The organism is Caballeronia sp. LZ016 (genome assembly GCF_031450805.1).
In the GTDB taxonomy this organism is placed as follows: Bacteria; Pseudomonadota; Gammaproteobacteria; order Burkholderiales; family Burkholderiaceae; genus Caballeronia.
Window position 1 is genome coordinate 739,722 of sequence record NZ_JARTVY010000001.1, and the last position, 25,161, is coordinate 764,882.

Below are 25,161 nucleotides of genomic sequence, written 5' to 3' on the forward strand. Positions count from 1 at the left end.
CGCTTTTTCATCATCGACATGCCCGACACGCCACACGAGGCGCCCGCTCTTACTGCTCACGAAGATGATCCCGATTGGCACGCGTTCCTGAACAAGCGCATTCTGATCTGCATCGTTCTCGGTTTCACCTCCGGTCTGCCGCTTTTCACGCTCGTCAATCTGATTCAGGCGTGGCTCACGACCGAGCACATCAACGTCAAGCAGATCGGCCTGTTCGCGCTGATCGGGCTTCCCTATACGTGGAAGTTCGTGTGGGCGCCGCTGATGGACCGCTACGTTCCGCACCTGCCGTTCTGGCAGCCGGGCCGGCGGCGCGGCTGGATGCTGCTCACGCAAGTGCTCGTGGCGCTCGCCATCGGCGCGTTCGGCTTCTTTTCGCCTGCGCAGAATCTCTGGACCGTCGCGGGCATCGCCCTGTTGCTGGCGATCTTCAGCGCGAGTCAGGATATCGTCATCGACGCATACCGGCGCGAATTGCTCGCCGATACCGAGCAAGGTCTCGGCAACGCGGTTCACGTCAACGCGTACAAGGTGGCGGGCCTGGTGCCGGGATCGCTCGCGCTGATTCTCGCCGGTTTCCTGCCGTGGAAAACCGTTTTCGTCGTGACCGCGCTGTTCATGCTGCCCGGCATCGTCATGACGCTTTGCATCAGGGAACCGGAAATCCACGGCGCGCCGCCGAAGAACCTGCGCGACGCGATCATCGAGCCGTTCCATGAATTCGTGACGCGCGACGGCTGGCGCACCGCGCTGCTCGTGCTCGGCTTCATCTTCCTCTACAAGCTCGGCGACACGATGGCGACGGCGCTCGCCACGAAGTTCTTCCTCGATATCGGTTTCACGATGCCGCAGATCGGCGTGATTGCGAAGACAGTCGCGTTCTGGACGAGCATCGCGGGTGGAATCATCGGCGGCGTGTTTCTCGTGAAGATCGGCATCGCGCGCGGACTGTGGATTTTCGGCGTGCTGCAGATCGTCGCGACCATCGGATTCGCCTGGCTCGCGAAGATCGGGCCGTCGCCGCTCGCGCTCGGCGTGCTGTACGGCTTCGAGACGTTCGCGACGGGCCTGACGCTCGCGACGTTCACCGCGTACATCGCGAGCACAACGGACCCGCGCTACACCGCGACACAGTTCGCGCTCTTCACGAGCCTTGCCGCGGTGCCGCGCACGGTGGCGGCGTCGGCGAGCGGGTTCATCGTCGCGCAGACGGGCTGGTTCGAGTACTTCCTCGTGTGCGTCGTGCTGTCGATTCCGGGCATGTTACTGTTGCCGTTGATCGCGCCCTGGAGAACGAAACGATGACGGTGCGGAACTTCGCCAATCGTGCGCTGGCCGGCGTGCTGGCTGCGGCGTCGCTTGTGTCGGTCGCCTCGCTGACACCGCTCGCCGCCCGCGCGCAGGACGAGGATCGCGCGCCGCCCGCCTACACCGCGCCGAACAGCCAGGTCCGCTTCGGCAATACGGCGCTCTTTCGGAATCTGATTCCCCCCGCGACGCTCGAACAGCAGTCCGCCGACGAATATGCGCAGATCGTTCGCGAGGCGGAGCGCAACAAGCTGCTGCTCGCGAGCGACAATCCGCTCGTCAAGCGCGTGCGCGATATCGTGAATCACGAGGTTCCGTTCGCGCTGAAGTGGAACGACCGCTCGAAGGCGTGGAAGTGGGAAACGAGCGTCGTCAGGTCGAACGAGATCCGGATGTACTGTCTGCCGGGCGGCAAGATCGTCGTGTATAGCGGACTGATCGAGAAGATGCGGCTGAACGACAACGAGATCGGCATGATGGTCGGCCACGAGATCGCTCACGCGCTGCGGGAACATGCGCGCGAGCGGCTCGGACGGCAGCAGGCCGCACAACTGACCGCGGGCACGATGCCGCAGCTTTTCGGCTTCGCGGACGTCGGCTCGACGCCGCTCGGCATCGGCGATCAGTTGCTCGCGATGCGCTACTCCCCCGCGGACGAAACCGAAGCCGATGTGATCGGCAGCGAGATCGCCTCGCGCGCAGGTTACGATCCGCGCGCCGCCGTCACGCTGTGGAACAAGGTCGATACGGCCACGCGTCGCGCCGACAACGGCTTCATCTGGATGCATCCGTACGGCCCCGATCGCCGGCAGGACTTGCTCAAACGCATGCCCGACATGATGCCGCTCTATGCGAAGGCGATCGGCAAGAACATCGATCAGCTGCCGGCTTATGCCGGCATGGGGCGGTTCAAGAAAACGGGGCGCTGACCGCGCTTACTTCTTCGCGAGCTTCCAGTCGTAATCGACCGTCAGCGGCGCGTGATCGCTGAACTTGATATCGCGGTACACGGAAGTGCGCTTCGCGGTCGCGGCGACTTCCTTCGTCGCGATCTGATAATCGATGCGCCACCCGACGTTCTTCGCATACGCCTGGCCGCGATTGCTCCACCACGTGTACTGTTCGGGGCGCGTGTCGAGCGTGCGGAAAACATCGACGTACCCGACTTCGTCGAACAGTTTCGTGAGCCATTCGCGCTCTTCGGGCAGGCAACCGGAGTTCTTCTGGTTGCTCTTCCAGTTCTTGATATCGATTTCCTTGTGCACGATGTTCACGTCGCCGCACACGATCACTTCGCGTTGCTTCGACAGTTCCGCGAGATGCGGCATGAACTCGTCCATGAAACGATACTTCGCCTGCTGACGTTCTTCACCGCTCGAACCCGACGGCACGTACACCGAAATAACCGACAGCTTGCCGAAGCGCGCTTCCACGTAGCGTCCTTCGGGATCGAACTCGTCGCTGCCGAAGCCGATGATCACATCGTCAGGCTCATGGCGCGTGTAGACGCCCGCGCCGCTATAGCCCTTCTTGACCGCGTGCTGAAAGTAGCCTTGAAAGCCGTGCGGCGCGAGAAACTCGGGCGTCAGATCGTCCTGCGAGCACTTGATTTCCTGCACGCAGACGACATCGGATTGTTGTTCGCCGAACCAGTCGAAGAAGCCTTTCTTGGCGGCCGAACGAATGCCGTTCAGATTGGCGGTGATGACGCGAAACATATGCTTCCTTTTATTGGTGTCCTGATTATTCGACCTTGATGCCCTTGAGCGATTCCTTCGCCGGCGGGAATTCCAGCTTCATGCCCTGCATGATGCGCAGAAGCAGTTCGGCGACCATCAAGTTTCGATGCGTCTTCGAATTGCCGGGGATGATGTACCACGGCGCGTATTCCGTCGATGTCGACCCGAGCGCCACTTCATACGCATGCCGGTAATCGTCCCAGAGCTTGCGGGCCTCGAGATCGGAGACATCGAACTTCCAGTGCTTGGTCGGATCGTCGATGCGCGCCTGCAGACGCTCGCGCTGTTCGTCCTTCGAGATGTGCAGGAAACATTTGACGATGGTCGTGCCGGTATCTGCGAGCAGCGCTTCGAAATCGCGGATATGTCGATAGCGTCGCTCGCACTCGTCGTCGTCGATCTGCTTGAGCACGCGCGGCACCAGCACGTCTTCGTAGTGGCTGCGATTGAAGATCGCGAATTCGCCGGCCATCGGTGCTTGCGCGTGAACGCGCCACAAGAAGTCGTGCGCGGCCTCGCGTTCGGAGGGCGCGCGAAACGGCACGATGCGCAGGCCGAGCGGATCGACGTCGTGAAAGACCGCGCGGACGGTGCCGTCCTTGCCGCTCGTGTCCATGCCTTGCAGCACGAGCAGCACCCGCCGATGCCGCTGCGCATGCAGGCGTTCCTGCAGGTCGTCGAGCAGCGTGCCGATTTCCGCGAGGCGCGCGCGGTCATCGTCTTTTGCGCCGGTGGAAAACGGCTTCGCAGAGGGATCGACGGAGCTTAGATCGAATGGCTTGAGCTTCTTGCCGCCGTCGAAGAATGGGACGCGAAAATCGTCGAGCTCGGGGGTTTTTGCCATGTCTCTTTTCGCCTTATCAAATAAAAACGGGCTGCTGCCAGGCTTTGCCGGCAACAGCCCGTAAATGTCCGTTCAGACGCTCAGGATAATTTCTTTTTCAAAAGCTCGTTGACCTGCTGCGGATTCGCCTTCCCCTTGGTCGCCTTCATCGCCTGGCCGATCAGCGCGTTGAACGCCTTCTCCTTGCCCGCGCGGAATTCGTCCACGGACTTCTGATTGGCGGCGAGCACTTGGTCGATGATCGCTTCGAGCGCGCCGGTATCCGAAATCTGCTTCAGCCCCTTCGCTTCGATGGTGCGGTCCGCCGCGCCCTCGTCCGTTGCCTTCTCTTCCCAGATCGACTGAAAAATGTCCTTCGCGATCTTGTTCGAGATGGTGCCGTCCGCAATGCGCTGCAGAATCAACGCGAGCTGCGCCGCCGAAACCGGCGATTCGCCAATCTCCAGCGACTCACGGTTTAGTTGGGCGGAGACATCGCCCATCAGCCAGTTCGCCGCGATCTTCGCCTGCGCCGCGCCCGCCTTCGCGACGACGGCCTCGAAGTACGCTGCCATCGCCTTCGACGAAGTCAGGACGCCCGCGTCGTACGGCGTCAGACCATAGTTCTCGGCGAAACGCTTCTGCATGCCCGCGGGCAGCTCGGGCATATCGCCCTTCACGCTTTCGACCCACGCCGAATCGATCACGAGCGGCATCAGATCGGGATCGGGAAAATAGCGGTAATCGTGCGCGTCTTCCTTGCTGCGCATCGAGCGCGTTTCGCGCTTGTCCGGATCGTACAGACGCGTTTCCTGCACCACAGTGCCGCCGTCTTCGATCAACTCGATCTGACGACGCACTTCGTACTGAATCGCCTCTTCCAGAAAGCGGAACGAGTTCAGGTTCTTGATCTCCGCACGCGTGCCGAACTCTTGCTGGCCGACCGGGCGCACCGACACGTTCGCATCGCAGCGGAACGAGCCTTCCTGCATGTTGCCGTCGCAGATGCCGAGCCACACGACCAGCCCGTGGAGCGCCTTCGCATAGGCGACCGCTTCCGCCGCGCTGCGCATTTCCGGCTCCGTGACGATCTCGAGCAGCGGCGTGCCCGCGCGATTCAGGTCGATGCCCGTCATGCCCGCGAAGTCTTCGTGCAGCGACTTGCCGGCATCCTCTTCGAGGTGCGCGCGCGTCAGGTTGACGGTCTTCTCGTACGCATCCTTGCCGGCCTTTTCGTTCGCCGGCACCTGAATGGTAATCTGACCGCCCTGCACGACAGGAATCTCGTACTGGCTGATCTGATAGCCCTTCGGCAGATCAGGATAGAAGTAGTTCTTGCGCGCGAAGATGCTGCGCGGCGCGATGTGCGCGCCGATCGCCAGCCCGAAGCGGATCGCACGCTCGACCGCGCCGCGATTCATCACGGGCAGGACGCCCGGCAACGCGAGATCGACGGGACAAGCCTGCGTATTCGGCGCAGCGCCGAATTGCGTCGGCGCGCCGGAAAAAATCTTGGAGACGGTGGACAACTGCGCGTGCGTTTCCAGACCGATGACGACTTCCCACTGCATGTTCACACTCCCGATGCCGATGGTGCCTTCTGGTGCCAGTCGGTCGCGCGCTGGAACGCATCGGCGACCTGGAGCATCCGGGCTTCGTTGAAATAGTTGCCGACGATCTGCAAGCCGACCGGGCGATTCGCGTTCGCGCCCGCGCCGAAACCGCACGGCACGCTCATGCCGGGCAGGCCCGCGAGGCTGACCGACAGCGTGTAGATATCGGCGAGATACATCTGAACGGGATCGTCGGTCTTCTCGCCGAGATTCCAGGCCACCGACGGCGCGACCGGCCCCATGATGACATCGCACTGCTTGAACGCTTCCTGAAAGTCGCGCGCGATGATGCGGCGAATCTTCTGCGCCTGCAGATAGTACGCATCGTAATAGCCATGCGAGAGCACGTAAGTGCCGACGAGAATCCGGCGCTTCACTTCCGGCCCGAAGCCTTCGGCGCGCGACTTCTTGTACATGTCGAGCAGATCGGTGTAGTGCGCGGCGCGATGACCGTAGCGCACGCCGTCGAAGCGCGACAAATTCGACGATGCTTCAGCAGGCGCAATGATGTAGTACACCGGAATCGAAAGCTCGGTCTTTGGCAGCGATACATCCACGAGCGTCGCGCCGAGCGTTTCGTAGGCTTTCAGCGCGGCTTCGATGGAGGCGCGCACGTCGTCGGCGAGGCCCGCGCCGAAGTACTCCTTCGGCAGGCCGATGCGCAGGCCGGCGAGCGGCTTCGCAGCGTCGTCGCCACTCCACGTTGCGCCGAGATGGCGCGTGTAATCCTCGTTCTCGCGCTGCAGGCTCGTGGAGTCGCGCTCGTCGAAGCCGGCCATCGCGTTGAGAAGCAGCGCGCAGTCGGCTGCGGTTTGCGCCATCGGGCCGCCCTGATCCAGCGACGATGCAAACGCGATCATCCCGTAGCGCGACACGCGGCCATACGTCGGCTTGATGCCGGTGATGCCGGTGAACGACGCCGGCTGGCGAATGGAGCCGCCCGTGTCCGTGCCTGTCGCGGCCGGCGCGAGACGCGCGGCCACCGCCGCCGCCGAGCCGCCCGATGAACCGCCAGGCACCGCGCTGGCATCCCACGGGTTCTTGACCGGGCCGAAGTATGAGTTCTCATTGGACGAGCCCATTGCGAACTCGTCCATGTTCGTCTTGCCGAGGCACACCATGCCGGCGCGCTTCAGGCGCTCGACGACGGTCGCATCGAACGGGCTCGCGTAGTTCTCCAGCATGTGGGAGCCCGCCGTCGACGACCAGCCGCGCGTGACGAACACGTCCTTGTGCGCGATGGGCAGGCCGGTCAGCGCGCCCGCGCCTCCTTGCGCGATGAGCGCGTCGGCGGCGCGCGCCTGCTCGAACGTCAGCTCGCGATCGACGCCGATGAACGCGTTGAGGTCCTTCGCGGCCTCGATGCGTTGCAGATACGACTGGGCCAGCTCGACGGCGGAGATTTCCTTCGAGTCGAGCGCGGCGCGCAGTTCGGTCAAGCTTTTCTGATGCATTGCAGTTCCCTGATGTACGCGGCGGCGTCACGCCGCGCGCAATATCGATGTTTCGACGCGCGTCCGAGCGATGCTTATTCGATCACCTTCGGCACCAGATACAGGCCGTCCTGCACGGCGGGCGCCGAACGCTGGAACTCTTCGCGTTCGACCGGCTCTGAGACTGCGTCGTCACGCAGTCGCAGCGCGACGTCCTCGATCGCGTCGATGGGATGCGCGAGCGGCTCGATGCCGGCGGTATCCACAGCCTGCATCTGTTCGACCAGTCCGAAGAAATCGTTGAGCCGAGCAAGCGTCGGTTCGGCCTCGTCGTCGGGCAATTCGAGCCGCGCCAGATGGGCGATGCGTTTTACGTCGGTCAGGGTCAAAGACATGGGATCACCGGAGAAAAACATGAACAACTCACACGCCAAAAACGTTCGCTGCAACAGACAGTTACGATCTGGGCGGAAAGCCGTCGAAGCGGGGCCGAGGATGGCAAAAAGTGCCGTCCTTTTCCTATAGAAACCCCCAAATTATAAGGTATCATTACACGTTCGACTCACATCCGGATCGACCTGTCAGCGGCTTTCTCCTTGCTTCGATGCTTTGCGAGAAACGTTTGCGTGGCACGTTCAACTCCGCGGTAGATTTCTGCTCGGATTTGCATTCACGGCGGGCCTTATCGCCGTCCCCGCAAACCGTTATTTTTTCCGCTGCCGTCCCCGGCGCTCTTAACGAGGCACGGCTACCCAGCGAGACAGGATTTTTGAATGTTCGGCTTTTTGCGCAGCTATTTTTCCAACGACCTGGCGATTGACCTCGGAACCGCCAACACGCTGATCTACATGCGCGGCAAAGGAATCGTCCTCGACGAGCCGTCAGTCGTCTCCATCCGCCAGGAAGGCGGCCCGAACGGCAAGAAGACCATTCAGGCTGTCGGCAAGGAAGCAAAGCAGATGCTCGGCAAGGTGCCGGGCAACATCGAAGCCATCCGCCCGATGAAAGACGGCGTCATCGCCGACTTCACCGTCACCGAGCAGATGATCAAGCAGTTCATCAAGACTGCACACGAATCCCGCATGTTCTCGCCGTCACCGCGCATCATCATCTGCGTGCCGTGCGGCTCCACGCAAGTCGAGCGCCGCGCCATCAAGGAAGCGGCACACGGCGCGGGCGCATCGCAGGTGTATCTGATCGAAGAACCGATGGCCGCTGCGATCGGCGCAGGCCTGCCGGTTTCGGAAGCAACCGGCTCGATGGTCGTCGACATCGGCGGCGGCACGACGGAAGTCGGCGTCATCTCGCTGGGCGGCATCGTGTACAAGGGTTCGGTGCGCGTCGGCGGCGACAAGTTCGACGAAGCCATCGTCAATTACATCCGCCGCAATTACGGCATGCTGATTGGCGAGCAAACGGCTGAAGCCATCAAGAAGGAAATCGGCTCGGCGTTCCCCGGCTCCGAAGTGAAGGAAATGGAAGTCAAGGGCCGTAATCTGTCCGAAGGCATTCCGCGCAGCTTCACTATTTCGAGCAACGAAATCCTCGAAGCACTGACTGACCCGCTGAATCAAATCGTGTCGTCGGTGAAGATCGCGCTGGAACAGACGCCGCCGGAACTCGGTGCGGACATCGCGGAACGCGGCATGATGCTGACTGGCGGCGGCGCACTCCTGCGCGACCTCGACCGCCTGCTCGCGGAAGAAACCGGCCTGCCGGTGCTCGTCGCCGAAGACCCGCTGACGTGCGTCGTGCGCGGCTCGGGCATGGCCCTCGAACGCATGGACAAGCTGGGCAGCATCTTCTCCTACGAGTGATGTCGGCCTTCAGCGTCCTTGAATCCACGCGACGCTGAGACGACACTCACAACATCCGCGTAACGCAACGCGCGCACGGCCCGGCAATCGCCCGGGCCGTTGTCGAAAATTAGCGCAGGGCAGGTCCCGCCTCTAGCGGCAAAGCCTGCAGCATCGATCCACCCGCTCACGCCCTCGGCGCCGACCATGGAATACAGTCCGCCGCCACTTTTCAAGCAAGGCCCTTCCGCGCTCGCGCGCCTGATCTTCTTCGTGGTGCTGGCCATTGCGCTGCTCGTCTCCGACGCGCGCTTCAGTACGCTCGAGATCGTGCGCGGGATGCTCGGCGCCGGGCTTTATCCGCTGCAGCGAGCGGCGCTCGTGCCACGCGACATCTTCATGGGCGCGGCCGATCTCGCCGTGACCAGCGCTAACCTGCGCAGCGAGAACCGCAAGCTCGCGGACAAGAATCTCGAACTGTCCGTCAAAGCCGGCGACGCCGCGCAACTGACGATCGAGAACGCGCATCTTCGGGCGCTGCTGAATCTGCAGAACCGCGCGACGACGCAAACCACCCCCGCCGAAATCCAGTACGACACACGCGATCCTTTCACGCAGAAGGTCGTGATCGGCAAAGGCTCGCAGCATGGCATCCAGGATGGCGCACCGGTCGTCGATGAAGAAGGCGTCATCGGCCAGGTCACGCGCGTCTTTCCGCTGCAATCGGAAGTCTCGCTTCTTACCGACAAGGACCAGGCCGTTCCCGTGCAGATCGCGCGCACGGGGTTGCGCAGCGTCATCTACGGCACGCCGAAGGGCGACACGCTCGATCTTCGTTTCGTGCCGATCAGCGCGGACGTGCAAGTCGGCGATCAACTCGTGACGAGCGGACTCGACGGCGTTTATCCGCCGGGGCTCGCGGTGGCCAAGGTCTTGCGCGTCGACAAGCAGGCGGATACCGCATTCGCACGCGTGGTTTGCGTGCCGGTCGCGGCGGTGCGCGGCGCGCGCCAGTTGCTCGTGCTGCATTACAACCTGAACGTGCCGCCGAATCCGGTGGAAGTCGAAGCCGCGGCGGCTGCCAAAGAAGCGAAGGAAAACAAGGGCAAGAAGAAGTCGACATCGAAGGCGGCTGCGGCAGCGGGAGCCAGCGGTGCATCGGCGGCGGCTTCCGCCGCGCCGGCGGCTGCGGCAAGCGGGTCGTCGGCCGCAGCAGCGGCCGCAGCGCCCGCCACGCCCAAGCCGGCATCCAGTGCGGCAGCGCCGAAACACAGCGGAAGGGCGCACGCGCCGAAGCCCGCTTCATCGGGAGCCGCGCGATGAATCGCCCGCAATACATCCTTCAGCCGGTCAATCCGTACTTCATCACGTTCAGCCTCGCGGCCGCGTTCCTGCTGAACCTCGTGCCCTGGGGCCGTCTCGTCGGCGTTCCTGACTTCGTCGCGCTGGTGCTGCTGTTCTGGAACGTCCAGCAGCCGCGCAAGGTCGGCATGGGCATCGCGTTCCTGCTCGGCATCCTGATGGACGTCCACAGCGCCAATCTCCTCGGCGAGCATGCGCTGGCGTACACGCTGCTGTCCTACGGTGCGATCACCATTCACCGGCGCGTCTTGTGGATGTCGCTGCCCGTGCAGATGCTCGTCGTCGCGCCGCTGCTCGTCGGCGCGCATCTCGTGCCATTCGTGATCCGCCTGATGACGGGCGCCGCGTTTCCCGGCTGGAGCTATCTCATCAACGGATTCGTCGAAGCGCTGCTTTGGCCGATCGCGAGTTTCCTGCTGCTGATGCCGCAACGGCGCGCAGCCGATCCCGACGACACGCGCCCTATCTGAGCGCTGCCGCGCGTCGAGCGTCGCCTGAACGCTCGCGCGCGGACTACACTTGAATCGCGATACATCGCGAAAACCTCGCGAAACCTGCATGACCGAAATCAAGAACACCGAGCAACAGTTGTCGAAGTTCCGCCTGCGCGTCGCGGCGGCGGGACTGTTCGTGTTCGTCTGCTTCGGGCTGATCGGCCTGCGCTTCCTCTATCTGCAGGTCTGGCACTTCAGCAAGTACTCGCTGCAGGCAAACGAAAACCGCATCTCCGTTGCGCCGATCGTGCCGAACCGCGGCATCATTACCGATCGCAACGGCATCGTGCTCGCGAAGAACTATTCCGCGTACACGCTCGAAATCACGCCGTCGAAGATCAACGGCACGCTCGACGAAGTCATCGACAACATCTCGCAAGTCATTGCCGTCGATGCGCGCGACCGCCGGCGTTTCAAGAAGCTGCTGGAAGACTCGAAGAATTTCGAAAGCCTGCCGATCCGCACGCGCCTGACCGACGAGGAAGTCGCCAGGTTCACCGCGCAACGCTTCCGCTTTCCGGGCGTCGAAGTCCGCGCGCGTTTGTTCCGCCAATATCCGCTCGGGACGACCGCGGCGCATGTGATCGGCTACATCGGCCGCATTTCCCAGCGCGATCAGGAGCGCATCGACGATGCGAGCGACGCCAACGACGCCGCCTCTGATCATTACGATCCGCGTCTCAACGCGGACAACTACAAGGGCACGGATTACGTCGGCAAGATCGGCGTCGAGCAGAGTTACGAGACGGAGCTGCACGGCCTGACCGGTTTCGAGGAAGTCGAAGTCACGGCGGGCGGGCGTCCCGTGCGCACCATGTCGCGCACGCAGGCGACACCCGGCAACAACCTCGTGCTGTCGCTCGATATCGGCTTGCAGCAGGTGGCGGAGCAGGCGTTCGCGGGCAAGCGCGGCGCGCTCGTCGCGATCGAGCCGTCGACGGGCGACGTGCTCGCGTTCGTGTCCGCGCCGAGCTTCGATCCGAATTCTTTCGTCGACGGCATCGATCAGCAGACCTGGGACGCGCTCAACAATTCGCCGGATCATCCGCTGTTGAATCGTCCGTTGCACGGCACGTATCCGCCCGGCTCGACCTATAAGCCGTTCATGGCGCTCGCGGCACTGACGCTTCACAAGCGGACGCCGGGCTGGGGCTTCCAGGATCCGGGCTACTTCACGTTCGGCGGCCACACGTTCCGCAACGACGTGCGTTCGGGCCAGGGCTGGGTGGACATGAACCGCGCGATCGTCGTGTCGAACGACACGTACTTCTACATGCTCGCGCGCGATCTCGGCGTGAACGCAATGGCCGGCTTCATGAAACCGTGGGGCTTCGGGCAGATCACCGGCATCGATATCGCGGGCGAGGCGCGCGGCATCCTGCCGTCGACGGAATGGAAGCGCAAGGCGTATCGGAAGCCGGAGCAGCAGCGCTGGTACGAAGGCGAAACGATCAGTCTCGGCATCGGCCAGGGCTACAACTCGTTCACCATCCTGCAACTCGCGCACGCCACGGCGACGCTCGCGAATAACGGCGTCGTGATGAAACCGCACCTGGTGCGCGATATCGAGAACCCCATCACCAAGGCGGAACGCACGGTGGTGCGCGATCCCAGCGACAAGATTCCGGTGCGCCAGCAGGATGTCGACTTCATCAAGCGCGCAATGGAAGGCGTGATCACCAACGGCACGGCAGCGAAGGTGTTCGCCGGCGCGCCTTATCTGGCGGCGGGCAAGACCGGCACCGCACAGGTCTATTCGCTGCAGGGCGCGAACTACAAGGGACACGCCACCGCCGAACACCTGCGCGACCACGCGCTCTTCATCGCGTTCGCACCGGCCGAGCAGCCGAAGATCGCGGTCGCGCTGATCGTCGAAAACGGCGGCTGGGGCGCGGAATCCGCCGGTCCCATCGCGCGAAAAGTTCTCGACTATTACCTGATCGACCGCATGAAGGCCGGCGCCGAAGCGGCCGCCGTGGCCGCCGCGGCATCCGCGACGGAAGACGCGGGCGTGCCCGTGATCGGCGGCGTGCAATCGCCGGCTGCGGCGGCGTTGCCGGCATCGGTTGCGAATCGTTCGCCGGCGTTTTCGCCGTCGGCGGCTTCCGATCCGGCCGTCGCGAAGGCGGCGTCGGCGCCGCCCGTTCCGGCGTCATCGCCGTCCGCGGCGAAGCCGAAAGCGGCCTCGGCGCCGTCGGCTGCGCTGCCCGCGTCGTCACCGACGCCGGCCCCCGCCCGCAAGCGCGGACAAAAGAACGCACCGGCCGAGCCGGCTCCGACGATGACGCGCGGTCCCGGAAACGACGGCGTTCGCACTTTCGTGCCGACCGGCGGCATCGACGAATAAAGGAAACCGGCATGCAAATGCATATGCAATTCGACAAGCACGCGTGGATCGAGCGCGCGAAGCGCATGTTCGCGGGCTTCGATCGTCCGCTCGCGCTGATCGTTTTTCTGCTGCTGTGCGTCGGTATCGTCACGCTGTACAGCGCGAGTCTCGACATGCCGGGGCGCGTGGAAGACCAACTGCGCAACATCATGCTGACCTTCGGCCTGATGTGGGTGCTCGCGAATATCCCGCCGCCCACGCTGATGCGCTTCGCCGTGCCGCTCTATACCGTGGGCGTCGCGCTGCTGGTGGCGGTCGCGGCGTTCGGGCTGACGCGCAAGGGCGCGAAACGCTGGCTGAACGTCGGCGTCGTGATCCAGCCGTCCGAAATCATGAAGATCGCGATGCCGCTGATGCTCGCGTGGTACTACCAGCGGCGCGAGGGCAACATCCGCTGGTGGGATTTCATCGTCGGGTTCTTGATTCTGATGCTGCCGGTCGGCCTGATCGCCAAGCAGCCGGACCTCGGCACGGCGGTGCTCGTATTCGCGGCGGGCGTGTTCGTCATCTACTTCGCCGGTCTGAGTTTCAAGCTGATCGTGCCCGTGCTGGCGGCGGCGGTGATCGTGGTGGCGAGCATCGCGGTGTTCCAGGACCGCATCTGCCAGCCGGCAGTCAACTGGCCGATGATGCACGATTACCAGAAGCATCGCGTCTGCACGCTGCTCGATCCGACGTCCGATCCGCTCGGCAAAGGCTTCCACACCATTCAGGCGGTCATCGCCATCGGCTCGGGCGGCACGCTCGGCAAAGGCTGGCTGAAGGGCACACAGGCGCACCTCGAATTCATCCCGGAGAAGCACACGGACTTCATCTTCGCAGTGTTTTCGGAAGAATTCGGGCTCGCGGGCGGGCTGGTGCTGCTCTTCCTTTATATGGCGCTGATCGCGCGCGGGCTGTTCATCGCGGCGAACGGCGCAACCTTCTTCGGGCGATTACTGGCCGGATCGCTCACGCTCGCGTTCTTTACCTACGCGTTCGTCAACATCGGCATGGTGAGCGGAATTCTGCCGGTCGTGGGCGTGCCGCTGCCATTCATGAGCTACGGCGGCACCGCGCTGACGACGCTCGGCGTCGCGGTCGGACTCATCATGAGCGTCGCGCGGCAGAAGCGGTTGATGCAGGGCTGAGCGCATCCGCCAGAGAGCCGCTTATTGAGGCTTCTGCCGCTCGAGTTCCGCGCTCAATTGCTGATACTTCAGCTTCGCCGCCGGATCGCCCTGAGCGGCCGCCGCCGCGTAGTACGCACGGGCGACGTTGAGATTGCGTTCGACGCCGTCGCCTCCGCGCTCGTAAAACGATCCCGCGACGTACTGCGCGGTCATGTCGCCGCCCTGCGCGGCCTTCTTGTACCAGGCGAACGCCTGCGTGTTGTCGCGCGCGGTGCCGCGTCCATCGAGAAACTGATTCGCCAGCGCGAGTTCCGCCTGAACGTGGCCCTGACTGGCCGCGCGAAGAAACCACCGATGCGCCTCCGCCGGGTCTTTCTCGACGAACTCGCCGTCGTCATACATCTTGCCGTACACGTACTGCGCGTGCGTCATGTTGGCGTCCGCCGCGCGACGCAGCCACTTCTTGCCTTCGTCGACATCGGCGGGGCCGCCTTCGCCGTTCAGCAGCATCATCGCGTAATTGAATTCCGCGAGGCGGCTGCCCTTCTCCGCCGCGCGGCGAAACTCCGAGCGCGCCGCGACGAAATTCCCCGCGTTGTAATCGGCGACGGCGTTCTGCGTCGCCAGGTCGGGCGTCTTCGGCGCGCCTTGTGCGTGCGCGCCGCCGCAAACTAGACACAGCGCAGCCGATGCCGCCGCCACGCCGCCACGCCATGCGCGTTTCATGCTCTTGCCTCCTGCAACGCCTGCCGCGTCGCCTTCAGCAGCCACATGACATCGGCTGCGATCGACACGAGCTTGATCCCCGCCTGCGCGTATTGCCGCGCGCTCGCGACATCCAGCGCAAAGATGCCGCTGGCGATACCCGCGCGCTTCGCCGCATCCGCGATTCTTTCGATGGCCGCGTGCACGTCCGGATGTTTGGCGTCGCCGAGATGCCCGAGACTCGCGGCCAGATCCGCCGGGCCGATGAACAGGCAATCGACGCCCGGCGTTGCGGCGATTTCATCGACGGCTTCCAGCGCCGCCACCGATTCGATCTGCACGATCGTCGCCACCTGCGCGTTCGCGCCCGCCACGTAGTCGCGCCGCATACCGTATGCCGCCGCACGGACCGCGCCCGCGACGCCGCGCAGTCCATCGAGTTGCGCTTCGGTCGGGTATTGCGTGAGCCGCACGACACGCGCGGCATCGTCGGCCGATTGGACGTTCGGGAACATCAGCGTGCGCGCGCCTGCATCCAGCACGCGCTTGACGAGCCAGCCCTCGGCGAACGGCACGCGCACGATCGGTTCGGTCGGCAGGTGCGCCGCCGCGATCGCGCGGAGTTGCTCGACGACATCGCGGCTATCGTTCGGGGAATGCTCCATGTCGATGCACAGCCAGTCGTAGCCCGCGTGCGCGAGCGCTTCGGCGGCATCGGCGCTGCATAGCGACAGCCACAGTCCGAACAAGGGACCGGGTTCGCTCAGGCGCTGCTTGAGGGGATTGGTGAAGGTGCTCATCGCGCGGCTCCGTGTGAGGCGCGTGCGCGCGATGCGAGGGACGACTGAAGAGATGACGGCATGCTCGCGCTCCATTTCTTGTCGACCGGCGTGGGCCGGATGCAGGAGGATGCGGTCGCCTGCGAGGGCGACTCACCGGGCGATCATACCGTGTTCGCGTGCTTACTCGCGTTCGACGTCCGCCCAGCAATTCGGCGTCTCGTAGAGGCGCAGGCGCTTGAGCTTGAGATTGACGCCGTAATGCGCGTCGTACACGTCGGCAAGAATGCGGAACGCGACGGCCGCCATGTTTTCGACGGTCGGGATGCGGTCGAAGACGACGGTCTTGTGATCGGCAAGCGACTGCAGGAATTCGCGCACCTTCGCGTCGCCTTCATAGACGATGAACGCGTGATCCCACTTGTTGACGAGATGCTCCATCGCCAGGGATTTGACGTCGGCGAAGTCCATCACCATGCCGCGATCCGGCGCGCCTTCCACATCGACGAGGTCGCCTTGCAGGGTAATCTCGAGCACGTAACGATGCCCGTGCAGGTTGCGGCACTGGCTGCGGTGATCAGGGATGCGGTGGCCCGCATCGAATTCGAGTTTTCGGGTAATCGTCTGCACGTCGGCTCGATCGTCTTTCAGGGGATATTCAGATATTTGTGCGTCTGCATCGACAGGCGCCACTTCGGATGCCGCTTGCACCAGTCGACCGCGAGCTTCGTGTTGATATCGCGGGACGGGCCGTCCATCGGCTGCACGAGAAAATATTCGAAGTCGAGCTTCTCGTAGTCGGCCAAGCGCTGGTTGTCCTGCGGCACGACCACTTTCAGTTCGTTGCCCTTCGTGACGACCAGCGGCGCGTCCGCCTTCGGGCTCACGCAGATCCAGTCGATGCTGTCGAGCACCGGCATCGAACCGTTGGTTTCGATCGCCATTTCGAAGCCGGCCTCGTGCAGCGCGTCCACGAACGGCTGATCGATCTGCAGCATCGGCTCGCCGCCCGTACAGACGACGAACTTGTGCGCCTGCCCTTCCGGCCAGAGCGATGCGATCTTCGCGACGAGTTCCGCCGGCGTCCGATACTTGCCGCCGTTCTCGCCATCGGTGCCGACGAAATCGGTATCGCAGAAGCGGCAGACCGCGTCCGCGCGATCCTCTTCGCGTCCGGACCAGAGGTTGCAGCCGGCAAAGCGGCAAAAGACTGCCGGGCGGCCCGCATTCGCGCCTTCGCCCTGCAGCGTGTAGAAGATTTCCTTTACCGCGTACGTCATGACTGCTTAAACCGGTTCGGTGATGACTTGCTCGCCCGCGCGATACGCCTCGTATCCACGCTTGCGCAGTTTGCATGCCGGGCACTGGCCGCAGCCGTAGCCCCATTCGTGCAGTTCGGCGCGCTCGCCGACATAGCAGGTATGCGTCTCGACGCGAATCAGTTCGACGAGCGCCTCGCCGCCCAGCGTTTCCGCGAGACGCCATGTATCGGCCTTATCGAGCCACATAAGCGGCGTTTCGAGCGCATAGCGCGTTTCCATGCCGAGATTCAGCGCGACTTGCAGCGCTTTCATCGTGTCGTCGCGGCAATCCGGATAGCCGGAGAAATCCGTCTCGCACATGCCGCCGACAAGCACCTTCAACCCGCGCCGATACGCCACGGCCGCCGCGATCGTCATGAACAGCAGATTGCGGCCCGGCACGAACGTGTTCGGCAGGCCGTTCGCCGTCGACTGGATTTCGATTTCGCGGGTCATCGCGGTGTCGCTGATCGCGCCGAGCACGGACAGGTCGATCATGTGATCGTCGCCGAGCCGCGACGCCCATTGCGGAAACTGGCGCGCGACTTCGGTTCGGAAGCCGCTGCGGCATTCCAGTTCGACGCGATGACGCTGGCCGTAATCGAAGCCCAGCGTCTCGACGGTCTGATAGCGTTCGAGCGCCCATGCGAGGCACGTGGCCGAGTCCTGGCCGCCGGAAAACAGCACGAGGGCGCTGTCCTTCGCGTCTATCCGAGTCACCGTGAAAACTCCGTGTATGAGATGGGCGTCACGCGCCGCGCGAGCGCAACGACCGGCGTTGGCGATGTGAAAGTCCAGTATAGGCCGGCCGGCTTTTTTCGAACGCGCGCGCCCTTTATGACTCCGATAGCGGATCGGCGGAAGATTGGCCGCCCGTTTGCGCGTTGTTCGGGCGCGATTCGGAGCATCGAAAAGAAAAGGACTTGCGGTCCGAGGACGAGGCAAGTCCTTAATTCGGCGCGAATTTTAGCATGTCGGCACGTTGTTCGCCGAGCTGCGGACGGGCCATGCAGACGCCCGTGCGCCCAGCCAACGAACACGGATGCACGCCCGCAAATGAAAAAGCCCGAGAGCGATTAACTCTCGGGCTTCTTGCATTCTGGTGGCCTGGGACGGAATCGAACCATCGACACGCGGATTTTCAATCCGCTGCTCTACCAACTGAGCTACCGGGCCAACGAAGAGGTGAAACTATATCAGACGGATGCCTGACGCTCAAGCCTTTTTCCGCAATTTTCTCGCTTTCGTCGAAACTGGCGTCCACGCACGCCTTAAACCTCGTTCTTGTTCTTCCCGAGGTCGACACCCAACTGCTTGAGCTTGCGATACAGGTGCGTGCGTTCCAGCCCCGTCTTCTCCGCGACGCGCGTCATGCTGCCGTTCTCGCGCGCAAGGTGATACTCGAAGTACGCGCGCTCGAAGGCATCGCGGGCATCGCGCAGCGGGATGTCGAACGAAATCGATGCCGTCTGTCCCGCGTGGCCCGACGCCGCGCCGCCCGCGCCCGCATCGCCGGCCGATGCGTTCAGCGCGGAAGCGGTCGGCAGCGCAGCCGCGATCGGCACGCCCGACGCGCCCGCGTTCATCGCCGGCTTGAGCGTAGCGGTCACGGCCGGCGCGGCGGTGCCATGCGCGAGCCCTTGCTCGACCGCCTTCAGCAGCTTCTGCAGCGCGATGGGCTTTTCCAGGAAATTGAGCGCGCCGATCTTCGTCGCCTCGACCGCCGTGTCGATGGTCGCGTGACCCGACATCATGATGACCGGCATCGTGAGCTTGCCCTGCGCGGCCCACTCCTTGAGAAGCGTGACGCCGTCGGTGTCGGGCATCCAGATGTCGAGCAGGACGAGATCCGGCGTCTGCTGCAGGCGGTACTCGCGCGCATGCTGCGCGTTCTCCGCCACATCCACCACGTGGCCCTCGTCGCTCAGGATCTCGGAGAGCAGTTCCCGGATCCCCATTTCATCGTCTACCACCAGGATGGTTGCCATTTAAGCTGCCCTTGTCTGCACTGTTGCTTTTGTCGTTCCGTGTTTCGCGGCGGTCGCGGATGAAGGCGTCGCGCCGTCGGCGGCGGTTTCATCCGCGAGCTGAAGGAACAAGATCGAGATTTGCGCGCCTTCCACGACGTCGCCCGTCCTGGACCGGTTTCGAATGTCGATGCGCGCGCCGTGCTCGTCGACGATCTTCTTCACCGTTGCAAGTCCCAGACCCGTGCCCTTCGCCTTCGTCGTCACATAAGGCTCGAATGCGCGCGACAGAATGCGCGCCGGAAAGCCCGCGCCGTTATCCGATACCGTGAGCCGAACCGCGACGCGCGCATGCCCCGACGCATCCGGTTCGCCATATTCTACTGTCCTCGTTTCGAGCAGCACGCGCGGCTCGGGTACATCGGCGACGGCGTCCTGCGCGTTCTGCAACAGGTTATGGATGACCTGACGGATCTGCGTGGCATCGCCGCGAATGACCGGCAGCTTCGCGAGGTCGACCTTGATCGGACTCTTGCCTTCCTCGATGCCGTAGAGGGTCAGCACTTCGCCGACCAGATCGTTCAACTGCAGGTTCGCGAGCACCGCGGGCGGCGTGCGCGCGTATTCGCGGAAGTCGTCGACCATGCGCTTCATCGCCTGAACCTGATTCACGATGGTCGTCGATGCGCGCTTGAGCACGTCCGCGTCCTGCGGCGCGAGCTTGTCCGCGAGCTTCATTTGCAGGCGCTCGGCGGAAAGCTGAATGGGCGTGAGCGGATTCTTGATCTCGTGCGCGAGACGCCGCGCCACTTCGCCCCAGGCGACGGAGCGCTGCGCGGAAATGACGTCGGAGATGTCGTCGAAAACGACGACATAGCCGGTTGTTTCGGTGTCTTCAGTATCGCTTTCGGTGCTCGCGAGCAGTTGCGTGCCGCGCACGAGCAAGGTCAGCGGATCGTTCTCGCCCGGCACCGTCACCGCGACCTGCTGCTGCCAATGCCCGCGATCGCCTGCCGGATGGCCGCTGCCGATCGCCGCCGCGTCGCGCTCGGCGAATGCCTTCTTCACCATGGCGCCGAAATCGGCGAGCACGTCGATGCTGTCGAGCGGCTGATTGATGAGCGCGCCGAACGGCTGACGGAAGATGCGCGCCGCGCCGCGATTCGCGGTCGTCAGCCGGAACTGCCGGTCGAACACGAATACGCCCGCCGTCAGATTCGCGAGGATGCTTTCGAGATACGCCTTCGAGTGCTCCAGCGCGATGCGGTTGTTTTCCACCGCCGCGCGCGCCTCCGATAACTGCCGCGTCATCGCGTTGAAAGACTGCGTGAGAAAGCCCAGTTCGTCGCGCGAATTGATCTCGCGTTTGGGCGTGTAATCGCCCTCGGCCACTTCCTTGGTGCCCTGCGCGAGCAGGAACAACGGGCGCGCGAGCTGGTTGCCGAGCGCGAGCGCGAGCATCATCGCGATGAACGTCGCCAGAAAGAGCGCGAGCGTCAGCGTGCCGATATACATCTTCCGCAAGCCGGTGCGCCCGAGCCGCTTTTCCTGATACTCGCGATACGCCCGCTGCACCGCATCCGCATTGCGCGCCAGTTCCTGACTCACGGGCTGCTCGATCTGCAGGAAGCGATCGACGTGCTGGAATTCCGTGGTCGTCGTCGGGTCGGGGATCTTCGTGATGACGCGCAGCCGCAGCGCGCCCTTCGGCCCGTTCGATGACGGATCGCCGTCTATTTCCCCTTCTATCGCGCCGAACGGACGATCCTGCGCCGCTTTCAGCATCGCGCCGCTCGGCTCGTTGGTCGGCAGCAACGCATAAATGTTGCCCGATGCCTGCGCGACGGTCCGCAAGCCGGGCACGCGCAGTGTTCCACCGCCCGCGCTCAGGTCCTCGCGATTGTATTGATCGCGCGGACGCTCGAACACGACGGCGTCCTGCACGCCGTATTGATCGCGCAGGCGCAGAAGCGACAATGTGAGGCTCGACGGATCGGCGCTCGCCAGTTGATCGCTCATCTGGCGGCCGCGGTTCTTGAAATCCGCAAGCGATGTTTCGAGCATGCCGCGGCCGAGCGTGAGGCCGGAAGTCAGCGCGGTCTCGACGTTCACGTCGAACCATGATTCGATGCTTCGCGAAACAAACTGATACGACACGACGTAGATGATCGCGCCCGGCAGCACGCCGACGAGCGCAAAGATCAGCGCGAGCTTGGCGAGGAGCCGGGTGCCGAAGCGCCCTTGCCTCACCCTCGACACGATGATGAGCGTGAGCCCGATCACGATCAGCATGAACACGCACGCCACCGCTACGTTCGCGGCATAAAGCCAGCCGTAATAGCGGTCGAAGAACTCCGTGTTCGCGCTCGCGAGCGCGAGCATCACGAGCAGCAGAACCGCCGTGAGCGCAACTGTCGAGACCAGCAGCCGGACGACAAGACTCTTCATGTCCGTGCGGCCGCGTCGAAATCTATTTCGCACGTTCTGCCGCCGTAAAAGTGAATCGCTTCCAGTCCGAGGACAGGTTCCAGTCGCGGTTGTTGACCGCGTCGATCTGGAACGGCTTGGGCATCAGCGCGATGTCGAGTTGCATGCGCACCGATGCGTTATACGTTTCTCCGCCATGCACCTGATTCCGGTCGATGACATGCCACGACGCGACGTGCTTGATGACCGCCAACGCTTCGTTCAGCGATGCAAAGCGCAACTGCAGCCCGCCCGTCGATACACGGTATTCGTTCGTCAAAGGTTGATACGAAAGGCGGATGCTTTGCGACACGTTGACGGGCTCTTCGTCGAACCAGTACCAGCGCGGCCGCGACAGCGCGAAGTCGATGGTGAAGTAGAGCGGCACGCTGCGATTCACGGCTTCTTCGAGACTGCTGTTGAGATCGAAGTCGAAATGCGCATCGAGACTCCAGCCGTTATTGTCCGCCTGCAACGACGCGCGCTGCACGGAGATCGTCTCGGCGAGCGCGGGTTCCGCTGCGGCGAAGCTCAGCCAGAGCGCCAGCGCAGTCCAGATGACGGCCGCGAGCCGAAGCGGAAGAATGCGTTTTATCGTCACCGTTTCTGAAAGCGCGCGTAGAAGAATCCGTCGTGGTCCGCGATGATGTCCGCGTTCCGGTTCGATGGCGTGCTTGCGCCCTCTGCATCGCCCGGACCGTGGCGTTCGACAGCTGTACCGTCCGGTGACTCCTGCACCGCACTCGCGCTCGCGCGCGCCGCCGTCGGCAGCAGTTGCCCCGGCGCGTCCAATCGTACCGCATCTTCATGGGTCGCTTCAAACCAGCGGGCCTGCTCTTCGCCCTCCTCCGGGAAGATGGAACACGTCACATACAGCAGTTGGCCGCCCTTCGCGACGAGCGGCCACAGCGCCGAGAGAATGCGTCGTTGCTCGTCGACGAGCGCCGCGATATCCGATGGCCGGCGCAGCCAGCGAATGTCCGGATGACGCCGCACGATGCCCGACGCCGAGCACGGCACGTCCGCGAGAATGCGATCGAAGGGCACGCCGTCGAACCAGGGCGAAGGCTCTCCGGCATCGCCGACGCGCACATCGGCCGAGAGTTTCAGGCGCTCGAGATTCTGCCCGATGCGGCTTGCGCGGTCCGCGTCGCTTTCGAGCGCGACGAGGTCGACATTCGCGAGTTCGAGAATGTGGCCCGTCTTGCCGCCGGGCGCGGCGCAGGCGTCGAGCACGCGCATGCCGTCACGGGCATCGAGCCATTGAGCCGCGAGCTGCGCGCCCGCATCCTGAACGGACACTTCGCCTTGCGCGAAGCCGGGAATGCGATCGACGGGCATCGGCGTTTCCAGGCGCACCGCGTGCAGACCGACCGCTTGCGCGTCGATGCCCTCGGCCTTCAGGCGATGGACGTAATCATCGACATTCGTGTGCCGCGCATTGACCCGCAGCGTGAGCGGGCCTTGTGCGTTGCCCGCGTCGAGAATGCGTTCCCACGCTTGCGGCTGTGCGCGCCGAACGGCGTCGATCCACCATTGCGGATAGTTCCACCGCGCAACGGGGTTCGTCCTCGCATCGTCGATGAGCGTGTCGCGTTCGCGCAGGAAGTTGCGCAGCACCGCGTTCACGAGTCCCTTCGCGAACGCGAATTCGCGGCGCGCGGCGATTGCGCTCACGGCCTGATCGACGACCGTGAACGGCGCGTAGGCGGCGTGGGCTTCGTTGTCGGTGAGGAGCGCGAAGGCGCACGCCAGAATGTTGCCGACGTGCGGGGGCGGTGCTTTGCGGACGAGCTTGTGCAGGAGCGCATCGGCGAGTGCGAGGCGGCGCATCGTGCGATACGCGATGTCCTGGATCGCGCCGCGCGCCGCCGCATGCTTGCCCGACGCAACCACCGTCTGGATCGCGGCGGGCAACGCCGAACCCGCGCGCACCGCGCCGACGGCGTGCGCCGCGCCATCGAGCGCGAACGCGAGCGAATCGGGCGCGAGATGCAGCGCGCTCATGCGGGACGGTCCGCGCGTCGGCTGGTGCGCGGCGTCGAGCCGCCGGGAAGGCTTGTCGGTCATGTCGGGAGGGATCGGCTTCGCACAAACGGGAATTGTAACGTGCGATGAAACGCGGTCCGAACGCGCGGGCGAGCGCGCCGGGAACCGCGGGAGAACGCCATACGAAAAAGGCCGCCCCGATGACTCGGGACGGCCTTTCGAACCGACGCTCGGCGGATTACATCCGGCCTGTGCGCGCCATCTCCATCAAGCGCGCGACGCGCTCTTCGGTTGCCGGGTGCGTCGAGAACCAGTTTGCGATGCTCCCGCCGGATAGCGGATTCATGATCATCATCTGCGCCGTCGCCGGATGGGCCTCCGCTGCCGGGAACGGCACGCCCGACGCATACGCGTGAATCTTCTCCAGCGCGCTCGCGAGCGCTTGGGGATCGCCCGAAATCTGCGCGCCGCCGCGGTCCGCCTCGAACTCGCGGGCGCGGGAAATCGCCATCTGGATCATCGCACCGGCGATGGGCGCGAGAATCGCCACCGCGATGCTCGCGATGGGGTTCGAGGGACGGCCTTCTTCATCGCGTCCGCCGAAGAACATTGCGAAGTTGGCGAGCGCGGAAATTGCGCCGGCCATTGTCGCCGAGATGGTGGAGATGAGGATGTCGCGATGCTTCACGTGCGCCAGTTCGTGCGCCATCACGCCGCGCATCTCGCGCTCGGACAGCACGCGCAGAATGCCCGTGGTCGCCGCGACTGCCGCGTGCTCGGGATTGCGGCCCGTGGCGAACGCGTTGGGCGCGTCCTCGTTGATCAGATAGACGCGCGGCATCGGCAACTGGGCGCGCGTCGCGAGCTCGCGCACCATGCGATAAAACTGCGGCGCAGTGGTTTCGTCGACTTCCTGCGCGTTGTACATGCGCAGAACCATCTTGTCCGAGAACCAGTACGAGAAGAAATTCATGCCGAGCGCGACGAGCAGCGCGAGCATCATGCCCTTCGATCCGCCGATCATGCCGCCGATCACGACGAAGAGGGCCGTGATCGCTGCCATCAGCATCGCGGTTTTGACCCAGTTGAACATATGCGGAGCTCCTTCTCCCTAATACGATGCGCAATTCGCGCGGTGGTCCCGACCTAGGCGGCCGGGACAGCCATTGTAAGCAAAATGTTAGATAGGGTCATCCGCGAATAATTCAACTATCTGTGCGACGTCGCCAATTTGATGCCGAGGCCGACGAACGCACCGCCCACGCCGCGATCGAGCCACTTCTTTACGCCGGGCTTGCCGGAGAACCGCTCGGTGACGCTGCCCGCGATCCACGCGACGAAACTGTTCCAGACCGTGCTCATCGCGATGAACACGAGGCCGAGCGCGAGAAACGCGAGGGTTTTGTGCTGGCTGTCGGCGGCGACGAATTGCGGGAAGAACGAGACGAAGAACAGCACTACCTTCGGATTCAGCACGTTGGTGACGAAGCCCTGCGTGAAAAGCTGGCGGAGCGACTTCGGCGCGGACTTCGCGCTGGGCTGTGCACTGGCGGCGTCGGTGATGTCCTCGTGCTTCGCGAAAATCAGCCGTACGCCGAGATAGATGAGATAAATCGCGCCCGCGATCTTCACGACAGTGAACGCCGTCGCGGATGCCGCGAGAATTGCCGTCAGCCCGAATGCGCAAGCAAGCGTGTGCACGATGCAGCCCGCCGAAATGCCGAGTGCGGAAACGATGCCCGCGCCTCGTCCCTGCGCGACGCTGCGCCCGACGATGTAAGCGGTGTCCGGCCCCGGCGTGACGTTGAGCAAGAAAACCGCGACCAGGAAGAAGGCAAAACCGGTGATGCCAAGCATGAGAAGCCTCCAGGCGGGCTTGTGAGCG

23 protein-coding genes and 1 tRNA gene are annotated in these 25,161 nt (G+C 63.8%); 7 read left to right on the forward strand and 17 right to left on the reverse strand.

All coding sequences use genetic code 11. The features are described from left to right. Positions 1 to 18: 18 nt before the first annotated feature. Both P9220_RS03490 and P9220_RS03495 read left to right on the forward strand, forming a co-directional pair. A complete protein-coding gene (locus P9220_RS03490; RefSeq protein WP_309763606.1) occupies positions 19 to 1,305 on the forward strand; it encodes an AmpG family muropeptide MFS transporter in 1,287 nt (428 codons plus the stop codon). Further along, positions 1,302 to 2,237 (forward strand): M48 family metallopeptidase, encoded by a 936-nt coding sequence (locus P9220_RS03495; protein ID WP_309763607.1) that lies wholly within the window; start codon positions 1,302 to 1,304, stop codon positions 2,235 to 2,237. Before P9220_RS03490 ends, P9220_RS03495 begins: the two co-directional genes overlap by 4 nt. A gap of 6 nt (positions 2,238 to 2,243) precedes the next feature. On the opposite strand, the gene P9220_RS03500 is transcribed toward P9220_RS03495, so the two are convergent. The 5 genes from P9220_RS03500 to gatC form a co-directional block, all read right to left on the reverse strand. After that, positions 2,244 to 3,026: an exodeoxyribonuclease III gene (locus P9220_RS03500; RefSeq protein WP_309763608.1), complete on the reverse strand. Its 783-nt coding sequence runs from the start codon at positions 3,024 to 3,026 to the stop codon at positions 2,244 to 2,246. 25 nt (positions 3,027 to 3,051) lie between these two features. Then, a complete protein-coding gene (locus P9220_RS03505; RefSeq protein WP_309763609.1) occupies positions 3,052 to 3,891 on the reverse strand; it encodes a PPK2 family polyphosphate kinase in 840 nt (279 codons plus the stop codon). Between the two features lie 80 nt (positions 3,892 to 3,971). Further along, positions 3,972 to 5,441 (reverse strand): Asp-tRNA(Asn)/Glu-tRNA(Gln) amidotransferase subunit GatB, encoded by a 1,470-nt coding sequence (gatB, locus tag P9220_RS03510; protein ID WP_404980374.1) that lies wholly within the window; start codon positions 5,439 to 5,441, stop codon positions 3,972 to 3,974. Positions 5,442 to 5,443: 2 nt separating this feature from the next. Continuing rightward, positions 5,444 to 6,937: an Asp-tRNA(Asn)/Glu-tRNA(Gln) amidotransferase subunit GatA gene (gatA, locus tag P9220_RS03515; protein WP_309763611.1), complete on the reverse strand. Its 1,494-nt coding sequence runs from the start codon at positions 6,935 to 6,937 to the stop codon at positions 5,444 to 5,446. A gap of 74 nt (positions 6,938 to 7,011) precedes the next feature. Further along, positions 7,012 to 7,311 (reverse strand): Asp-tRNA(Asn)/Glu-tRNA(Gln) amidotransferase subunit GatC, encoded by a 300-nt coding sequence (gatC, locus tag P9220_RS03520; RefSeq protein ID WP_309763612.1) that lies wholly within the window; start codon positions 7,309 to 7,311, stop codon positions 7,012 to 7,014. 378 nt (positions 7,312 to 7,689) lie between these two features. Between gatC and P9220_RS03525 the strand changes: the two genes are divergently transcribed. From P9220_RS03525 to rodA, 5 genes are all read left to right on the forward strand, one after another. Then, positions 7,690 to 8,733: a rod shape-determining protein gene (locus P9220_RS03525; RefSeq protein WP_004189550.1), complete on the forward strand. Its 1,044-nt coding sequence runs from the start codon at positions 7,690 to 7,692 to the stop codon at positions 8,731 to 8,733. 186 nt (positions 8,734 to 8,919) lie between these two features. Further along, positions 8,920 to 10,035: a rod shape-determining protein MreC gene (gene mreC, locus P9220_RS03530; RefSeq protein WP_309763613.1), complete on the forward strand. Its 1,116-nt coding sequence runs from the start codon at positions 8,920 to 8,922 to the stop codon at positions 10,033 to 10,035. Then, a complete protein-coding gene (gene mreD / locus P9220_RS03535) occupies positions 10,032 to 10,544 on the forward strand; it encodes a rod shape-determining protein MreD (RefSeq protein ID WP_035968586.1) in 513 nt (170 codons plus the stop codon). Before mreC ends, mreD begins: the two co-directional genes overlap by 4 nt. 88 nt (positions 10,545 to 10,632) lie before the next feature. Then, complete coding sequence (mrdA, locus tag P9220_RS03540; protein ID WP_309763614.1) at positions 10,633 to 12,915, forward strand: penicillin-binding protein 2; 2,283 nt, start codon at positions 10,633 to 10,635, stop codon at positions 12,913 to 12,915. Between the two features lie 23 nt (positions 12,916 to 12,938). Beyond that, positions 12,939 to 14,087: a rod shape-determining protein RodA gene (gene rodA / locus P9220_RS03545; RefSeq protein WP_309765367.1), complete on the forward strand. Its 1,149-nt coding sequence runs from the start codon at positions 12,939 to 12,941 to the stop codon at positions 14,085 to 14,087. A 21-nt stretch (positions 14,088 to 14,108) separates the two neighbouring features. On the opposite strand, the gene P9220_RS03550 is transcribed toward rodA, so the two are convergent. The 12 genes from P9220_RS03550 to P9220_RS03605 form a co-directional block, all read right to left on the reverse strand. Beyond that, positions 14,109 to 14,795, reverse strand: a complete 687-nt coding sequence (locus P9220_RS03550; RefSeq protein ID WP_309763615.1) for a tetratricopeptide repeat protein — start codon at positions 14,793 to 14,795, stop codon at positions 14,109 to 14,111. Beyond that, the gene (locus P9220_RS03555) at positions 14,792 to 15,574 is read right to left on the reverse strand and encodes an aldolase/citrate lyase family protein (RefSeq protein ID WP_309763616.1); all 783 of its coding nucleotides are present in this window, start codon (positions 15,572 to 15,574) and stop codon (positions 14,792 to 14,794) included. Before P9220_RS03555 ends, P9220_RS03550 begins: the two co-directional genes overlap by 4 nt. Before the next feature lie 162 nt (positions 15,575 to 15,736). Next, on the reverse strand, positions 15,737 to 16,183 hold the full coding sequence (gene queD, locus P9220_RS03560) for a 6-carboxytetrahydropterin synthase QueD (protein WP_309763617.1): 447 nt from the start codon (positions 16,181 to 16,183) through the stop codon (positions 15,737 to 15,739). Between the two features lie 17 nt (positions 16,184 to 16,200). Then, entirely contained in the window at positions 16,201 to 16,833 is a 633-nt protein-coding gene (gene queE / locus P9220_RS03565; protein ID WP_309763618.1) for a 7-carboxy-7-deazaguanine synthase, read from the reverse strand. Positions 16,834 to 16,839: 6 nt separating this feature from the next. Beyond that, a complete protein-coding gene (gene queC, locus P9220_RS03570; protein ID WP_309763619.1) occupies positions 16,840 to 17,574 on the reverse strand; it encodes a 7-cyano-7-deazaguanine synthase QueC in 735 nt (244 codons plus the stop codon). 380 nt (positions 17,575 to 17,954) lie between these two features. Beyond that, a tRNA-Phe gene (locus tag P9220_RS03575) sits at positions 17,955 to 18,030 on the reverse strand. 95 nt (positions 18,031 to 18,125) lie between these two features. Continuing rightward, positions 18,126 to 18,842, reverse strand: coding sequence for a response regulator transcription factor EsaR (gene esaR / locus P9220_RS03580; protein WP_309763620.1), 717 nt, complete (start codon positions 18,840 to 18,842; stop codon positions 18,126 to 18,128). Continuing rightward, positions 18,843 to 21,269: a PAS domain-containing sensor histidine kinase gene (locus P9220_RS03585; RefSeq protein WP_309763621.1), complete on the reverse strand. Its 2,427-nt coding sequence runs from the start codon at positions 21,267 to 21,269 to the stop codon at positions 18,843 to 18,845. A gap of 22 nt (positions 21,270 to 21,291) precedes the next feature. Beyond that, on the reverse strand, positions 21,292 to 21,888 hold the full coding sequence (locus tag P9220_RS03590) for a DUF4390 domain-containing protein (RefSeq protein WP_309763622.1): 597 nt from the start codon (positions 21,886 to 21,888) through the stop codon (positions 21,292 to 21,294). Next, a complete protein-coding gene (gene rsmB / locus P9220_RS03595; RefSeq protein WP_309763623.1) occupies positions 21,885 to 23,357 on the reverse strand; it encodes a 16S rRNA (cytosine(967)-C(5))-methyltransferase RsmB in 1,473 nt (490 codons plus the stop codon). The genes P9220_RS03590 and rsmB overlap by 4 nt, the downstream gene beginning before the upstream one ends. A gap of 157 nt (positions 23,358 to 23,514) precedes the next feature. Then, complete coding sequence (gene htpX / locus P9220_RS03600; RefSeq protein WP_309763624.1) at positions 23,515 to 24,369, reverse strand: zinc metalloprotease HtpX; 855 nt, start codon at positions 24,367 to 24,369, stop codon at positions 23,515 to 23,517. A 116-nt stretch (positions 24,370 to 24,485) separates the two neighbouring features. After that, on the reverse strand, positions 24,486 to 25,133 hold the full coding sequence (locus tag P9220_RS03605; RefSeq protein ID WP_309763625.1) for a LysE family translocator: 648 nt from the start codon (positions 25,131 to 25,133) through the stop codon (positions 24,486 to 24,488). Positions 25,134 to 25,161: the final 28 nt, after the last annotated feature.

What these genes read in the sequence shown, in the direction of transcription:
- gatB (WP_404980374.1), bottom strand. Translation starts at nt 5,441, where the DNA reads ATGCAGTGGGAAGTCGTCATCGGTCTGGAAACGCACGCGCAGTTGTCC.
- P9220_RS03585 (WP_309763621.1), bottom strand. Translation starts at nt 21,269, where the DNA reads ATGAAGAGTCTTGTCGTCCGGCTGCTGGTCTCGACAGTTGCGCTCACG.
- P9220_RS03495 (WP_309763607.1), top strand. Translation starts at nt 1,302, where the DNA reads ATGACGGTGCGGAACTTCGCCAATCGTGCGCTGGCCGGCGTGCTGGCT.
- mreD (WP_035968586.1), top strand. Translation starts at nt 10,032, where the DNA reads ATGAATCGCCCGCAATACATCCTTCAGCCGGTCAATCCGTACTTCATC.
- gatC (WP_309763612.1), bottom strand. Translation starts at nt 7,311, where the DNA reads ATGTCTTTGACCCTGACCGACGTAAAACGCATCGCCCATCTGGCGCGG.
- P9220_RS03525 (WP_004189550.1), top strand. Translation starts at nt 7,690, where the DNA reads ATGTTCGGCTTTTTGCGCAGCTATTTTTCCAACGACCTGGCGATTGAC.
- esaR (WP_309763620.1), bottom strand. Translation starts at nt 18,842, where the DNA reads ATGGCAACCATCCTGGTGGTAGACGATGAAATGGGGATCCGGGAACTG.
- htpX (WP_309763624.1), bottom strand. Translation starts at nt 24,369, where the DNA reads ATGTTCAACTGGGTCAAAACCGCGATGCTGATGGCAGCGATCACGGCC.
- P9220_RS03550 (WP_309763615.1), bottom strand. Translation starts at nt 14,795, where the DNA reads ATGAAACGCGCATGGCGTGGCGGCGTGGCGGCGGCATCGGCTGCGCTG.
- mreC (WP_309763613.1), top strand. Translation starts at nt 8,920, where the DNA reads ATGGAATACAGTCCGCCGCCACTTTTCAAGCAAGGCCCTTCCGCGCTC.
- gatA (WP_309763611.1), bottom strand. Translation starts at nt 6,937, where the DNA reads ATGCATCAGAAAAGCTTGACCGAACTGCGCGCCGCGCTCGACTCGAAG.
- P9220_RS03505 (WP_309763609.1), bottom strand. Translation starts at nt 3,891, where the DNA reads ATGGCAAAAACCCCCGAGCTCGACGATTTTCGCGTCCCATTCTTCGAC.
- mrdA (WP_309763614.1), top strand. Translation starts at nt 10,633, where the DNA reads ATGACCGAAATCAAGAACACCGAGCAACAGTTGTCGAAGTTCCGCCTG.
- P9220_RS03555 (WP_309763616.1), bottom strand. Translation starts at nt 15,574, where the DNA reads ATGAGCACCTTCACCAATCCCCTCAAGCAGCGCCTGAGCGAACCCGGT.
- P9220_RS03605 (WP_309763625.1), bottom strand. Translation starts at nt 25,133, where the DNA reads ATGCTTGGCATCACCGGTTTTGCCTTCTTCCTGGTCGCGGTTTTCTTG.
- queE (WP_309763618.1), bottom strand. Translation starts at nt 16,833, where the DNA reads ATGACGTACGCGGTAAAGGAAATCTTCTACACGCTGCAGGGCGAAGGC.
- rodA (WP_309765367.1), top strand. Translation starts at nt 12,939, where the DNA reads ATGCAATTCGACAAGCACGCGTGGATCGAGCGCGCGAAGCGCATGTTC.
- P9220_RS03490 (WP_309763606.1), top strand. Translation starts at nt 19, where the DNA reads ATGCCCGACACGCCACACGAGGCGCCCGCTCTTACTGCTCACGAAGAT.
- rsmB (WP_309763623.1), bottom strand. Translation starts at nt 23,357, where the DNA reads ATGACCGACAAGCCTTCCCGGCGGCTCGACGCCGCGCACCAGCCGACG.
- P9220_RS03500 (WP_309763608.1), bottom strand. Translation starts at nt 3,026, where the DNA reads ATGTTTCGCGTCATCACCGCCAATCTGAACGGCATTCGTTCGGCCGCC.